This window comes from Paenibacillus sp. MMS20-IR301 (assembly GCF_032302195.1).
In the GTDB taxonomy this organism is placed as follows: domain Bacteria; phylum Bacillota; class Bacilli; order Paenibacillales; family Paenibacillaceae; genus Paenibacillus_AQ.
In genome coordinates, this window is record NZ_CP135275.1 from 3,102,977 (window position 1) to 3,117,228 (window position 14,252).

Below are 14,252 nucleotides of genomic sequence, written 5' to 3' on the forward strand. Positions count from 1 at the left end.
GGTTACTCTGCACCTTGTTCCATGTACATAACTTCCCACAGATGCCCGTCGATATCCTGGAAGCTCCAGTTATACATGAAACCGTGATCGACCGGATCATTGAACGGTTTACCGCCGGCTTCCAGTGCTTTATGCACCAGCTCGTCCACTTCTGCCCTGCTTGCTGCGGAGAACGCAAGAATAACCTCCGTATGCCCGGCAGTATCAATAATTGACTTCGAGGTAAAGGTGCCGAAGAATTCTTTCGTCAGCAGCATAGCAAATGTATTGCCATTGATGATCATACAGGTCGCATTCTCATCCGTGTATTGCGGGTTGAATTCGAACCCCAAAGCGGTAAAGAACTTGATTGATTCCTGCAGATTATTCACCGGTAAATTGACAAAAAGCTGGCCTGCCTGGTATCCCATCATTATCACCTCTGCATGAAATGGAGTAACACCGCCCCATTATAGCATGGCAGAGGGAAATCACCAAAAGCCGGATTAATGCTGCGCTCCGGCCTTATTTCCTCGCCAAATGCAGATCAATTGTGTCATATACATGGAGAATATTTCCGGCATGTATTATGGCAGCAGCGATCTCTTGCTCAAGCCCTTCTTTGTCTGCAGATGGCATGGTTCTATGATCTGAGTATGTATTGAGTAATGCGATATAGTCCGGCGCAGTAAAACTTCTGGTCATATGATACAGCTTGAGCCGGACATCCTCGAACCCGTATGTACGCAAGCTGTTGCTGACAGCATCATATTTACTTGTATCATATTCTATTAATTTCTGGCCGGACGGGCGGTATTTGTGATAGATCTGCTGGATGCTCTGATGCAATGCATCATCCTCACGCCCTACATACGGCCGGTTCCAGAACAGCGCCACAGTGCCGCCGGGCTTAAGCAACCGGAATACCTTAGGATAGCCTGCCGATTCCGGGATCCAATGGAAGGCCGTAGCCGAATAGATAAGATCTATACTGGCTTCCGGGCATTCAAATGCTTCAAATGAAGTATGGGTCACCTTAAAATTGGAGAATTGCTGAAACTTTTGCCGGGAATACGCTGCAAGCTCCCCGCCCAGTTCAACTGCCGTCAGGCTGCAGCCGGTCCGGACAAACGGTCCGGTCGCCTGACCGGTTCCAATACCGATTTCAACCGTCTGGCAGTCCTGCCCAATCCGGGAGTAAGCCAGTACGTCCCTGAATAGTGCTTCACAGTAGAGGGGTCTCCACCGGTCGTAGTTCGCCGCATTCTCATTGAACGTTAGCCGCTTATCCATGTTCAATCCCCTTTCGCTTACATTTTATATCCGCATTCTAATGCTGCTTTAATAAACCGGCGTTACAATAATCTGTAAGACCGGCTGCACGGCAGCTGGCCAAGCTGAAGCTGTACCCGCAAATTCACGAGGAGGATCATAGATGCCTAATATTTGGATGCATATACAATACGGACAACAGCTGGCCGGGGAATTCAGCAGCCGTTTCCCGTTTCTCAGCAGCCTGGAGCAGTACAGTAAACTGTATAATCTTGGATGCCAAGGACCGGATTACCTATTATATCACAGCTTTCTGCCGTGGAGACAGGATATAGGCGCGCTTCATCTCGGGGACCTGATGCATTCACAGCACTGCGGCCCGGTACTCCTTGATTTCTGGAAAGCAGCCCGCATGCTGAAAGGGGAGGAGGCGGCTCAGACTCAGCTCTACTTCCTTGGTTTCCTCACTCACCATCTGCTGGACCGGAATCTGCATCCCTACATTAACTGGAAAGCCGGTTACAAATACCGTGACCACCAGCGGTTCGAAATTGATCTGGACATGTTGTTCATGAAGCGGCTGCGGGGTATCAACATCTGGCAGCATCCGGCCTGGACCCTGATTGACTCCGGCCCGCAGCTGGCGGCGCCTGTTCATCACATTCTTCATACTACTGCGCAGAACCATTATCCGGAGGCCATGCGCGGTCTGTCTGAGGAGATCTGGCACAGCTCGTACCGGGACATGGTGCTGGCCCACAGATACCTGTACGACCCTAAAGGCTGGAAAAAAGCCCTGACCTGGGGCAGAACCCGGCGGCTGTTCACACGCAGGCTGTCCTCCCGGGAGCAGCAGCTTGATTACCTGAATGAACAGCATGCCGAGTGGCGTCATTCTGCAGTGCATTCAGAGGTCCGGACGGAATCTGTACCGGAGCTTTGGGAGCAGGCGCTGGCCGAAGGCCGCATTGTACTGGGCGCGCTGGCTGACTGGCTGGACTGCACGAATGCCCCGGATGCACAGCATAAGCTGGAGCAGTTCAGCCTCTTGCTGGGCAACCGTTCATACGATACCGGCAAGGAATGCAGCCTCAACCTGCAGAACATTTATGCCGAACCTATATGGACAGCACTGGAAGACGGTTGTTCACGCAAAAAACGCCCGGTTTCCCGGACGCTCACTTGACAGCCTCTGCTCTGTCAGCTTCATGTTCCTGCAATTACTTTGGCTCCGGCGGAATGATCTCCGGCGGTGTCTGCGGTATGACTTCCGGCTGCTCCTGCGGAACAACCTCCGGGGGAATCACGGTGGGTCCCGGTTCAGGGACAACCCCCGGCTCCACTTCTGGAACGGTCTGCGGCGGAACCTCCGGCGGCAGGTCTTTATTCATAGTCTTGTACCTCCTTCATTCCTGATAGTACTGTATACCCTTTCCATTCTATTTTGAAAAAAATCCGGCTCTCCTCCCGCATTACTCTGAGGTTTAACCTGCGGTTAATCTCCGTGAAATATTCGCCTGTTATGCTCAGGGCAACAAGAATACTGGGAGGGATACCGATGCGTCTGGCAGTATTCACGGATACTTTTCTTCCGCAAACGAATGGTGTAGCCCGTACACTTGGCCGGTTAACAGAGCATTTGCACCGCCGGGGAATCGAGCATCTGCTGTTCACTCCTAGATCTGCCCCGGAGAACAGCTATCCTGACCCCGTCCGGCCCATTGCCAGCATCCCTTTTTTCCTGTACCCCGAGTGCAGGCTCGCCCTCCCGGGTATGTCTGCCATCCAGCATGATCTGAATGCTTTCGCCCCGGATTTGCTCCATTTGGCTACCCCGTTCAACATTGGCCTGGCCGGCCTCCGTTATGCCCGCAAGCGGCAGCTTCCCCATGTCGCCTCCTATCACACCCATTTCGACCGTTACCTGGAATACTACCGGATGCGGGGCATGATTCCGCTCTACTGGAAGTACATGAAGTGGTTTCACCGTTCCTGCGATGCTGTGCTCGCTCCCTCTGAGGAGACTATCGCCTCTCTGCGCGGAGAGGGGTTCAGCGGACTGCGGCTGTGGTCCCGTGGTGTTGATTGCCATCTCTACTCGCCGGAGAAGCGGAGCACAGACCTGCGGGAGCGTTACGGCAGCGGCGCTTCTCTGCTGCTGCTCTATGTCGGGCGGATTGCCCCGGAAAAAGACCTCACCACCCTGCTCGGCGCCATGCAGCTGCTGCCGGAATCCACGCGCAGCCAAGTGCAGCTGCTGATCGTCGGAGACGGGCCGCTGCTGCCCGAGCTGCGGCCGCAGGCACCCGAGAATGTCATATTCACCGGTGCGAAGCATGGCGAAGAGCTGGCGGAGCTGTACGCCTCGGCAGATCTCTTCGTCTTCCCATCGTGCACGGAAACGTTCGGCAATGTCGTGCTCGAAGCCATGGCTTCGGGCCTGCCGGTGGTTGCCGCAGATGCCGGCGGCACCAGGGAGCTGGTCGTTCCCGGTGCCACCGGGAGCCTGTTCGCCCCCCGCGATCCGGTGGCGATGGCGCACGGGATTGCTGAGCTGGCTGCTCAGCACAGTCGGCGGACATCCATGGGCCGCGAAGGGCGTCGCCTTGCGCTCAGACGCTCGTGGGACACTATTTTTGACGGCCTGATTGACAATTATGCCGAGGTGATTGAAAACCGCAGGATTAAGGGCAGAACAGATATTTTTACAGCTTAAGAGGCGCTATGTCCTCTCGGGTACTCAGATGTTCAGCTGGTATATTCAAGTATTCTGGAGACCGTATCCATTGGATGCGGTCTCTGTTTGCGTATGCAGGCACGGGCTTTTTGGGAAAGGATTCCGCATTTCCTGATGCTGTATAGATACTAAATAGATCACGGGGTTAATCATTTACTTTTTTACTAAGTTCACTGTTTCTACCTATCATTCTATTGACCAATGGTATAATGACTAATATCATACACTTATAAACTTAAGGGCCTAAAAAATGGAATTGGATTGGGTGGTGTTTTCTTGGAGCCTGCTACCACGATACGCGGTCATATTGAGGCTTATCTCTATTCACAACACATGTCCATCAATCAACTTTCCATTCAGACGGGCATTAACTCCGGAACACTCAGCCGTCTGCTTAGCGGCCAGCAGCCTTTTGCTATGAGCCATTTGGGGTTAATTACACAAGGAATGGGATTGCCGAAGGACTATTTCTACAGCCTGTACGTGGACGAATGCTTTTATTTCTCGGCACCGACCTGGCGGCGTCTGCACCCGTTCATTCTAAGCTGTGCTGAGCTGGGACGCCTCGACTGCATTGAACAGGTGGTCAAGCGTCTGCTCGATAATCTGGCCTATGCCCCCATGCTGTTTGAAGTGGCTGAAAGCCTGTTTCAGGAAGGACAATGGAAGGCAGCTGAAGTATTATACAGAAATGTGAGCACCAGCGAGAAGTATCAGCATTCCGAGCGGCTTGCCGTTTGCCAGTACCGTCTATTCCGGATTGCCCTCAGTGACAGTCAGAGCCGCAATTTACAGGCAGCGCTACTCTTCGAATGCTACCTTAACCGGCTGGAAATAGCCGATCAGCTTGACGGACTGAAGCACCTGATGCATGCTTACTATTCTCTGCATAAGTGGGCCAAGGTGGATGAGCTGGCCGTGGAGATGCACCGGCTGGCTGCGCTCAGCTACAATCATCTTCATCGCTCTGACCGCAAGGAACGTAAGGAGAAGTCCCCTGAGAAACCTCTGTATTTCTATATTCTGTACTCACATCTGATGCGTTCCAGTGTTCAGGAGGAGTACGGCAATTACCCCGAGGCGCTGAGGCTGATCCCTTTATATATGGATGGGAGCTGGATTCAGGAAGACAACGAGGAGGTACAGCGCACGCTGAATCAGTTTAACTTGTGGGGTACAGCCAATGAGTACCTTTACCGTGTTATGGCAGGAGAACAAGCTATCCTTCAAGAGTATGTGGAGTATATATCCGCCCATGAGGGGCAGATTTTTACAGCGGTCTACAATATTATCAAATCGGCAAACCGCTACGCCTGGAATATTGATGATATCCTGGAACGGTTCTCTGCATATGTTCCTTCCGGACCGGACCACTCTCTGTTTGGTAACTATACTTCGCAGATCATGGCGAATCAGCATGCCAGATTCCTCACGGAGCTGGCTGCGTACTATTTATCTCAAAATCATCCGGATGGAATTAAAGTAATATTAACCGGTTTGGAATCATCCGTTAAAATTAATAACGAAAGCCTGATAATTAAATGTGTCGATTTATTTGAACAGCACCGGCATCAAGCCAGCCAGCATGAGAAAGTATCCTACAAAAACCTAATCAGAGAGGTGCAGGAATTAAATGACCAAAAAAATCATCATGGCGATGGCTTCAGTTAGTTTGCTGCTAGTACTTATTTTACCGGCCGGAAATCCCCTTCTCCCGGCTGACAGATATAATCCGCCGTTGTTCCGTACCATGGGGCATGGTGCAGGTGAAGGCTAAGCCGGGAAATCACGCATTCCTTCCATAATAACAACATCAATTATAAGCGGCGCCTCCTTGCGGGGTGCCGTTTTTCTATCCTATTTCACGGGTCAATTTCTGCTACCTTAATCAAGGTCAGCCCGTTATAATAAAAAACCTGCCGGATATGATATGATCAGGCCAGAATTCAACGTTTACTCAAGGAGCTGATGCTGTATGACGAACACTAATCCGGAAGAATTCGTGCTCCGCACGGATTTCCCCTTCGAATCACATTATCAGGAAGTGAACGGACACAGGCTGCATTATATTGACCAGGGGAAAGGTGACCCTATTCTGTTTCTGCACGGCAACCCGACCTCTTCCTACACCTGGCGCAATATCATTCCCCGGCTTGAGGGTTACGGACGCTGTATTGCTGTAGACCTGATGGGAATGGGCCGCTCGGACAAGCCCGGTACCGGTTATAGCTTCTTAGTGCAAGCCGGATATATTGAGCAGTTCATAGAGAAGCTTAAGCTGAGCCGCCTGACTATCGTCGGCCATGACTGGGGCGCAGCCATCGGCCTGCATTATGCCATGCGCCACCAGGACAAAATCAGGGGAATCGCCCTGCTTGAACCGCAAGCACTCCGCCCCTGTGCAGACTGGTCGGAGTTCTCGCCGCCGGAAGCGGTGGAGCTGTTCCAGCAGCTCCGTGATCCCGGGCAGGGCTGGCCTTTCATGCGCGATAACAATGTGTTCATTGAAGGCATGCTTCATACGGTCATTAACCGCAAGATCAGCATGGAAGAGCTGGAGCATTACCGCGAGCCGTTCCTGGACCCGCAGACCCGTAAGCCGCTGTGGGTATTTCCGAACCAGATTCCGGTTTTCGGACAACCCTCCGAGGTTGTGCAGGCCGTAGAGGAACGCAATCTCTGGTTTACTGCTGCCGCTGTTCCGAAGCTGCTGCTCTATGCCGACCCCGGCTGTAATGTACGTGAACCGCAGGTCAACTGGTGCCGGGAGCATCTGCCGAATCTGACTGCACAATCAGTCGGCACCGGGTTTCATCACCTGGCCGAGGAGCAGCCGCAGGCTGTCATCGCCTGCTTGTCTGAGTGGCTGCAGCGAATGGAATAGAGGCAGCGCAAATAAAGCCTGTTTCACCCCTTCGGGGAATGAAACAGGCTCTATACATGTTCTGCCGGCTCCAGTCAAGCTTAACCTACCAGCTCACTGGTGTATCTATCAGCAATCTCCTTGAATTTATGCTTATTCTTCACGAATACCTTCACGATGTCCGGATCGAAATGCACACCGGCATCTCCGGTAATAATCTCTACCGCCCGCTCATGCGGCATCGCGTCTTTATAGACCCGTTTGCTCGTAAGCGCATCGTAGACATCGGCTATCGCCATCAGCCGGGCGGACAGCGGAATCTGCTCTCCGGAGATCTGCTCGGGGTAACCGGTTCCGTTCCATTTCTCATGATGACAGTATATGATTTCCTTTGCGAACCGCAGGAAGGTCTCCTCACGGTCCATCAGCCGCTCTGCCCGCAGAATAGCTTCCCGTCCGAGGGTGGTGTGCGTCTTCATCACTTCAAATTCCTCATGCGTCAGGGCGCCCGGCTTCAGCAGGATATGGTCGGGAATACCGACCTTGCCGATATCATGCAGCGGAGCCGAGGTTACGATCAGTCCGATCTGCTCCGGATTCAGCACTTCCGCATATTTCTCGGTTTTGGCCAGCTGGGTAGCCAGTTCTTCAATATACAGCTTCGTCCTTTGGATATGATTCCCCGTCTCCGAATCACGCATTTCAGCAAGCGCCGCCATCGCCATGATCGACACCTCCTGGATCAGCGAAATCTCTTTAATCCGCCGGGTAATTTCAGCTTCCAGAAAGGCATTTTTGTCTGCAAGGAAATCCTTCGTCTGCTTCAGGGCAAGATGGTTCTTGACACGCGAGAGCAGGATGGGCGAGCTGATCGGCTTCGTAATATAATCAACAGCTCCGAGATCAAAGCCCAGATTCTCATCCTCCACTTCTTCCTTCGCCGTCAGAAAAATTACCGGAATATCCCGGAGCGCCTCATCGTCCTTCAGTCTGCGGCAGGTCTCATAGCCGTCCATAACCGGCATCATAATGTCCAGCAGAATCAGATCAGGCGGCGCAGCCTTGGCTACCTGCAGAGCCTTCTCCCCATTGGTGGCAACCTTCACTTTATATTGCTCCTTCAGCAAGCCGCTGAGGAGTGAGATATTATCTGGTGTATCGTCAACAACCAGTATTACTGGTCTAGCATCCAGCATTTATATCAACCTCTGTTCATTATTACTTTCTCTGATGGCCGTTTCAACGATCTCAATTGCACTCTCATATTCGAACCGGTTCAGGAAGTCAGTGAGTTCCTCAAGCTGCCCCGGGATCAGGAGCTCTGCCAGCAGACTGCGTACCGAAATGAAGTAGTCGACCGCTTCACTGTCACTGTCCTTCAGCAGGCCAAGCAGCTTCCCGGCAATCTGTCCCGGCGGCTGACCGTCATTTACCGTTTCCTCTACTGCTGCTGCGGCAGCAGCCCTCACAGCAGATTCCCAGTGCCTGCGGATCGCGGTACAGCTCTCCTGTACCGCTGTATCCAGAAGCTGCAGCAGACGCTCCACCTTCTCCGGCTGATCCTGGTAGTTCGCCATCCGGCCAAGGGTATCCGCCAGAAACTGGACTTCCCTGACGCCTAAATTACCGGCTACCCCCTTCAGGCTGTGGGCCAGCATATATACTGCCGCATCATCCTCCTGCCTGATGAAGCTGCGCATCTGCTTCACCGTTCCCCGCTGGCTCTCTGAATATTTCACCAGCAGCCTGAGATACAGCTCCTCGTTATTTCCGACCCGGCGCAAGCCGTTCTCGGTATCAATGCCCTCCATAAACAATCCGGCAGCCCTCGGCAGCTCCGGCTGCTGAATACCTTCAGGCTCCGCGGTCTCCTGCGGATTCTCTTTGTGGGCATCTGTCGTCCATCTGCGGATCTTAGCGAACAGAATATCCGGGTCAATGGGCTTGGCAACATGACCATTCATTCCCGCCTCGTAGCTACGCTCCCGTTCCTCATGCATGGTCCGTGCCGTCATAGCGATGATCGGGAGGGCCGCCTCCGTTTCCCTGATCGTCCGCGCCGCTTCGAATCCGTCCATCACCGGCATCTGCAGGTCCATCAGCACCAGCTGATACGGCAGCTCCTCATGCATCTCGGCAATCCTCCGTACCGCCTCCGCTCCGTTGCCGGCGATGTCAACGACCATGCCTTGGCTTAACAGCAGCTCGGCTGCGATCTGCTGATTAATCTCATGGTCCTCTACCAGCAGTACCCGCACACCGCCCAGGCCGTAATCCTTGTCATGAACGCCCGCCTGGGGACCGGATAATCTTGAGCCATGCTCGGGTGCAGAAGGCATTCCGAACCAGGCCGTGAAGGAGAAGGTGCTTCCCTGCCCTTCCTCGCTCTCCACCCACAGGCTGCCGCCCATCACCTCGACCAGCTTACGGCTAATAGCAAGCCCGAGCCCCGTTCCGCCGAATCTCCGGGTGGTGGAGCTGTCTGCCTGCGTGAAGGCCTGGAACAGCTTGCCTTCCGTCTCCTTGCTCATCCCCATACCGGTATCACGTACGCTGAATTTCAGCTTCAGCATACTGTCTACCATCGTGATCCGCTCCACAATCACCACTACTTCACCTTTCTCGGTGAATTTGACAGCATTGCTAAGCAGGTTAGTAAGAATCTGTCCCAGCCGCAGCGGATCACCGCTCAGCTGGAAGGGAACCTCGGGAGGAATCTCGACCGACAGCCTCAGGCCCTTGTCCTGCGCTGACTGGCCTGATAGATCTATCGCATGCCCGATCACATCCGGCAGCTCGAAATCTATATTCTCCAGCTCCAGCCGGCCTGATTCCACCTTAGAGAAATCAAGAATTTCATTAATAATGCCAAGCAGCGAAGTACCGGCATTATGGATTTTAGAAATATAATCCTTCTGTTTAGGATCAAGGTCTGTCTTGAGTGCAAGATGGGCCATACCGATAATCGCATTCATCGGCGTCCGGATCTCGTGGCTCATATTGGCCAGGAACTGGGACTTGGCAGCTGTTGCTTCTTCAGCCAGATTAAGCGCGAACTTCAGCTCCTCCTCCTTACGCTTCACCTCGGTAATATCCTCGGATACACTTAGCAGATACAGCGGGGTGCCGTCCGAATCCAGCAGCGGTACCTTTGAGGTCAGGACATACTTCAGATTGCACAGCTCGGCATCGTCTGTATTAATTTCAATTTCACTGAAAAATTTACCCGTATCCAGCACTTTCCGGTCACTGCTGTTCAGCCTGCTCGCAAGCTCCCTTGGAAACAGATCATAATTATCCTTGCCTTCCATCTCCTCCGGAGTGAAGCCGACAAAAGCGGCCCCGGCCTGATTAGCCTTGAAGATCTTCAGGGTCTGCGCTTCTTTGACAGTGATCATGACCGGAATGTGGTTAATGATGGCATCGAGGAAATTACGGCTGTTAAGCAGCTCCTTCTCCTTGGACTTCATTACGCTGATATCCGTCAGAATTCCCATATATCCGCCAACCGTACCGTCTGACAGATGATAGGCCGACAATGAATACAGGATATCATGCACTTCCCCGGACGCGAATTCCCGCTGCACCTGCCGGTTCACCGGCTGCCCGCTGATTATCACTTCCTCTTTCATCTCATTAATGATGCCCAGATCCTTACTGGAGAGATAGGGCAGATCGGACATCGGGGTTCCCGTCAACACCTCGCGGGATACCTGGAAGGCTTCCTCATAGGCTGTATTACAGCCGAAGAAATTCCCTTCAGCATCCATATACAGCATCGGGTGCGGCAAAGTATCCACCAGCTGGGAGGTGAAATACAGCTGATCGGAAAGCTCTTTTTTGATTCTTTTATACTCTGAGACATTCTCCTTAATGCCTACATAATGCGTAGTCTCTCCGTTATCATTAGTTATGGATGAGATAATTACAGCTTCGGTGTATTCTTCACCGCTCTTCTTGCGGTTGATGAATTCCCCCTGCCATTTTCCTTCAAGCTTAAGAGTCTCCCACAAATTACGGTAGGTTTCCCGGCTGGTTTTGTTCGATTTCAGAATGCCCGGTGTTTTACCGACGACCTCCTCCAATGTATAACCCGTAACCTCAGTGAAGTAGGGGTTTATGTATTCTATCCGGGTGTCCTTATCGGTAATTACAATAGACAGGGGAGATTGCTCAACAACGTCCATATAAAGTTTCAGCTTCTCACTGTACTCTCTTTCCGTCTCAAGCAGCTTCCTGGTGTTATTGATCTGTTTGGCGTACAGCCGTACGATGAAATAAGCCATAATAATAATAGTGAAATACAGGAACACATACACTGAGAACCCTTTGATTACGAAGACAAGCGCCGGATAAGCCAGGAACAGTATCCCGCCCTTTAACGTCCGCCCCTCCGCCTCCGGCTGTTGTTCATCCGCTTCCTGTACTGCCTGTTTCGGATACTTATAGAGCAGAATTCCGCTGGCGGCGGCACATAATACTGATATTTTATAGAATCCGTCTATAGGATAGCCCGAAATAATTCCATCACTGAGCGCCTGCATCAGATCCAGACAAGAAATCATGGACAGCGAGAACGTCAGCAGTATAAATCCCGAATTAAGGTATTCACGCCTCATATATACCCAGACCAGCATGAGCGCAGCCAGCGTCAGCAGCGGAACCAGCAGATAGAAGAACAGAATCAGGCTGCGGTAATTCATCTCCGTCAACGGTGAGAATCCGTCCTGAAAGAAAACAAACCAGACGCTGCCCACAATACATTCCAGTGTCGTAATCTGATCCCACAGCACCTGCAGCTTATTCATGCCGCGCTTGAAGATGCCGTACAGCTGCAAAGCCGCAATCAGTATAAAAATCCGGGTAACGCAGTAGAAAGTCAGGATAGTAAGAGTGAACGCCGAAGTATCCTCCCTGCCGAATTTGAAGCCATATTGGCCTATAATCAATAGCGCATTACAGATTACCCACAGGAAGAAGCCGAACTGGATCAGCCGCAGCGGCCGTTTCAGCAGTGATGGCGGAGGGCCTGATACCCGGTAATAGATGCAGACCAGCATTGGCGTGATAATCGTAAGAATTCCCCACAGGGGGCGGATATCCAGCAGCACTGACACCAGATAGGCTGCCAAGTAGACCGCCAGTCCCCCTAATAATCTGTTAGCTCTATATCTCTCCATCCCAATGCCAACCACCCTTGCCTCTATCTATTTTCCATCCCTGCAAAAGGAAATCTGTGCCTATCTATTCTATACGCAGATGTCATCGTCCCTCTACCTTTTTTTTCGACATTGTTCAGCAAAATACTTAGCTATTCCCGCCGAAAACCGGAAATCTATTAAATGCAAAAAAACCTCCCGGTTATCCGGGAAGCTTCTAATGAAATCTACAGGTTACACACCGTCATTCCGCCGTTTCCGCCTGATGCGCTTCCATCCACTCGCTTCCGAGCACGCCATAGGCATAAGTATTATGCCATCTCGGATTGCCGTATTCATCATGCTTGAAATACCCGGTCTGCAGAAAATGCCCTTCCCGGCGCAGCTTCAGCCGCTCCAGCAAATGCCATGATCGGTGATTATCCGGATTGCAAAATGCAGTCACCCGCCTGATTCCAAGCGTGCCGAACCCGTACGTAAGCAGCTTGCGGCAAGCCTCCACCGCATACCCGCAACCCTGATACCGGCCGTTAAACACATACCCCAGCATCCAGGTCTGAAACTGCGGAGGGTCCTGCTGCTGAAAATACAAGTTTCCGATCAGCTTACCGCTATCCTTCAGACACACAGCCCAAAAAGCCGGATCATCAGCCCGCCGCACGGCCTCAGTCTTGCTTGATGCTTCATCATATACACCGTAAGGCTCAAATCTCACAACTTCCTCCTGAGACAGATAATCATGCAGATCCTCTCCGTCCCCAGCCCTGAAGCGCCGGATGATTAACCGCTCCGTTGCGAATTCTTCCATTTGTCATTCCCCCGTTTTTGTACGCATAGAGAGTGTGATTCTGCCGCTTTTTTCATCTTATAAGCACATCCGATAGAAATCCAGTGTATCCGGTACTGAATCGGTCCATTTTCTTACAAATATACGAAACATTTTTTTCCAATCCACGTCTATACCTACAAATAACCGAAAGGACGGAAACTATGAAAATTAAACCCAAATTACTGCTTCTACCTGCACTGGCATTCGCACTCGCTTTCAGCATCCCTGCCGCTCCGGCCTCAGCAGCCAAGTCCGCTTCCGAAGTCCAGATTCAAATCACCTTCAGCAACGGACTGGACATAACCGGATCGGCAATAAGCAAGGCCCAGATTAAGAACGGTGTCTCCTATATGCCTGCCAGTCTGGTCAAGATTGCGGGAATCGAGATTGCCTGGAACAATTCAAGTAAAACCGCGTCATTCACCGGCTGGAACAAAAGCTTCCAGGTAAAGCTTGGCAGCATCAGCGGGGTACTCGACGGGAACAAGATCTCCCTGGACGGCGCTCCTTACATGTACAACAAGGAATTGTATGTTCCCGCCAAATTTCTGGCCAAAGCCATGGAAGGCGGGCCGGTAGTCTGGGATCCTGCAGCCAAAACACTGCTGCTGAACCGCCTGCATATGTACCGCAGCTATTCTGAAACCTATGAAGGTCAGGTCTACTCCTTGTCGCTTGACAGCGGAGAGCTCTATGTAACTTCGAAACAGAATAAGAAAACCAGGCTTGCCACACTGGGCTACGGCCTGGATCTCGTTGACTTCACCTTTGAGCGTACACCTGCCGGTCTTACACTGCTGCAGATCAGCAATAACTACGGTGAACCTCATATCCATGTTGAGTATTACAGCTATCTATTGAAGAATGGCAGCATCCTCCGCCAGGGGCATACCGATTTCCATACTACCTTCGGCGAGGCTGCAGTCTGGGCTGACGGCAAGCTGGTCATGAATGACCGGCAGACACTTAGGCTGATCGAGGATGGAACGTGCGCAGTAGCCGAGACGATAGATTTGCCTGAGCTGCTGGGTACTAGCGTAACACGCGATGTCTACTATAATGTTGAAGCGGTCTATCCCGATGTGCTGTTGGTCCGCCCCTCTAACAACGCCTTCCTCACGCTTGTCAACCGTTCGACCGGCGAACAGACTCTGCTGTACAAAGAACTGCTGAATCCCAGCCGCCAGCAGCAGGTAGAGCAGCCGGACTCCATGTTCCCAGGGGATTATCTTTACCTGATCAAGCGGGATGGTGATGTGTTCACCTTCAAGGCCCGCAACATGGTTAACGGCAAGGACGAGGTATATACGTATACTCTTGCGGGTACGGAGTAACCTCCATAATATTAAAAAGCCCGCCGGCCAAGGCCGGTGGGCAAGGAGTTAAAACGCGGTAATATGCGCATAAAAAAAG

11 protein-coding genes are annotated in these 14,252 nt (G+C 52.0%); 5 read left to right on the top strand and 6 right to left on the bottom strand.

Features of this window, described 5'->3' with window-relative positions; all coding sequences use genetic code 11:
- Positions 1 to 2: 2 nt before the first annotated feature.
- Entirely contained in the window at positions 3 to 410 is a 408-nt protein-coding gene (locus LOS79_RS13720; protein WP_315422212.1) for a VOC family protein, read from the bottom strand.
- 94 nt (positions 411 to 504) lie between these two features.
- The gene (locus LOS79_RS13725) at positions 505 to 1,272 is read right to left on the bottom strand and encodes a class I SAM-dependent methyltransferase (RefSeq protein WP_315420617.1); all 768 of its coding nucleotides are present in this window, start codon (positions 1,270 to 1,272) and stop codon (positions 505 to 507) included.
- 142 nt (positions 1,273 to 1,414) lie between these two features.
- Here LOS79_RS13725 and LOS79_RS13730 point away from each other — a divergent pair, with 142 nt between their 5' ends.
- Entirely contained in the window at positions 1,415 to 2,437 is a 1,023-nt protein-coding gene (locus LOS79_RS13730; RefSeq protein ID WP_315420619.1) for a zinc dependent phospholipase C family protein, read from the top strand.
- 34 nt (positions 2,438 to 2,471) lie between these two features.
- Here the strand turns inward: LOS79_RS13730 and LOS79_RS13735 are convergent, their stop codons facing one another.
- On the bottom strand, positions 2,472 to 2,642 hold the full coding sequence (locus LOS79_RS13735) for a hypothetical protein (RefSeq protein WP_315420621.1): 171 nt from the start codon (positions 2,640 to 2,642) through the stop codon (positions 2,472 to 2,474).
- A gap of 167 nt (positions 2,643 to 2,809) precedes the next feature.
- Here LOS79_RS13735 and LOS79_RS13740 point away from each other — a divergent pair, with 167 nt between their 5' ends.
- From LOS79_RS13740 to LOS79_RS13750, 3 genes are all read left to right on the top strand, one after another.
- A complete protein-coding gene (locus tag LOS79_RS13740; RefSeq protein WP_315420623.1) occupies positions 2,810 to 3,967 on the top strand; it encodes a glycosyltransferase family 4 protein in 1,158 nt (385 codons plus the stop codon).
- A gap of 354 nt (positions 3,968 to 4,321) precedes the next feature.
- The gene (locus LOS79_RS13745) at positions 4,322 to 5,659 is read left to right on the top strand and encodes a transcriptional regulator (protein ID WP_315420625.1); all 1,338 of its coding nucleotides are present in this window, start codon (positions 4,322 to 4,324) and stop codon (positions 5,657 to 5,659) included.
- 304 nt (positions 5,660 to 5,963) lie between these two features.
- The gene (locus LOS79_RS13750) at positions 5,964 to 6,872 is read left to right on the top strand and encodes a haloalkane dehalogenase (protein WP_315420627.1); all 909 of its coding nucleotides are present in this window, start codon (positions 5,964 to 5,966) and stop codon (positions 6,870 to 6,872) included.
- A gap of 80 nt (positions 6,873 to 6,952) precedes the next feature.
- Here LOS79_RS13750 and LOS79_RS13755 read toward each other — a convergent pair whose 3' ends face one another.
- The 3 genes from LOS79_RS13755 to LOS79_RS13765 form a co-directional block, all read right to left on the bottom strand.
- On the bottom strand, positions 6,953 to 8,047 hold the full coding sequence (locus tag LOS79_RS13755) for a response regulator (RefSeq protein WP_315420630.1): 1,095 nt from the start codon (positions 8,045 to 8,047) through the stop codon (positions 6,953 to 6,955).
- On the bottom strand, positions 8,048 to 12,031 hold the full coding sequence (locus LOS79_RS13760; RefSeq protein ID WP_315420633.1) for a PAS domain S-box protein: 3,984 nt from the start codon (positions 12,029 to 12,031) through the stop codon (positions 8,048 to 8,050).
- Positions 12,032 to 12,254: 223 nt separating this feature from the next.
- On the bottom strand, positions 12,255 to 12,818 hold the full coding sequence (locus tag LOS79_RS13765) for a GNAT family N-acetyltransferase (RefSeq protein ID WP_315420635.1): 564 nt from the start codon (positions 12,816 to 12,818) through the stop codon (positions 12,255 to 12,257).
- A 182-nt stretch (positions 12,819 to 13,000) separates the two neighbouring features.
- On the opposite strand from LOS79_RS13765, the gene LOS79_RS13770 reads away from it, so the two are divergent.
- Positions 13,001 to 14,173 (top strand): copper amine oxidase N-terminal domain-containing protein, encoded by a 1,173-nt coding sequence (locus tag LOS79_RS13770; RefSeq protein WP_315420638.1) that lies wholly within the window; start codon positions 13,001 to 13,003, stop codon positions 14,171 to 14,173.
- Positions 14,174 to 14,252 lie beyond the last annotated feature (79 nt).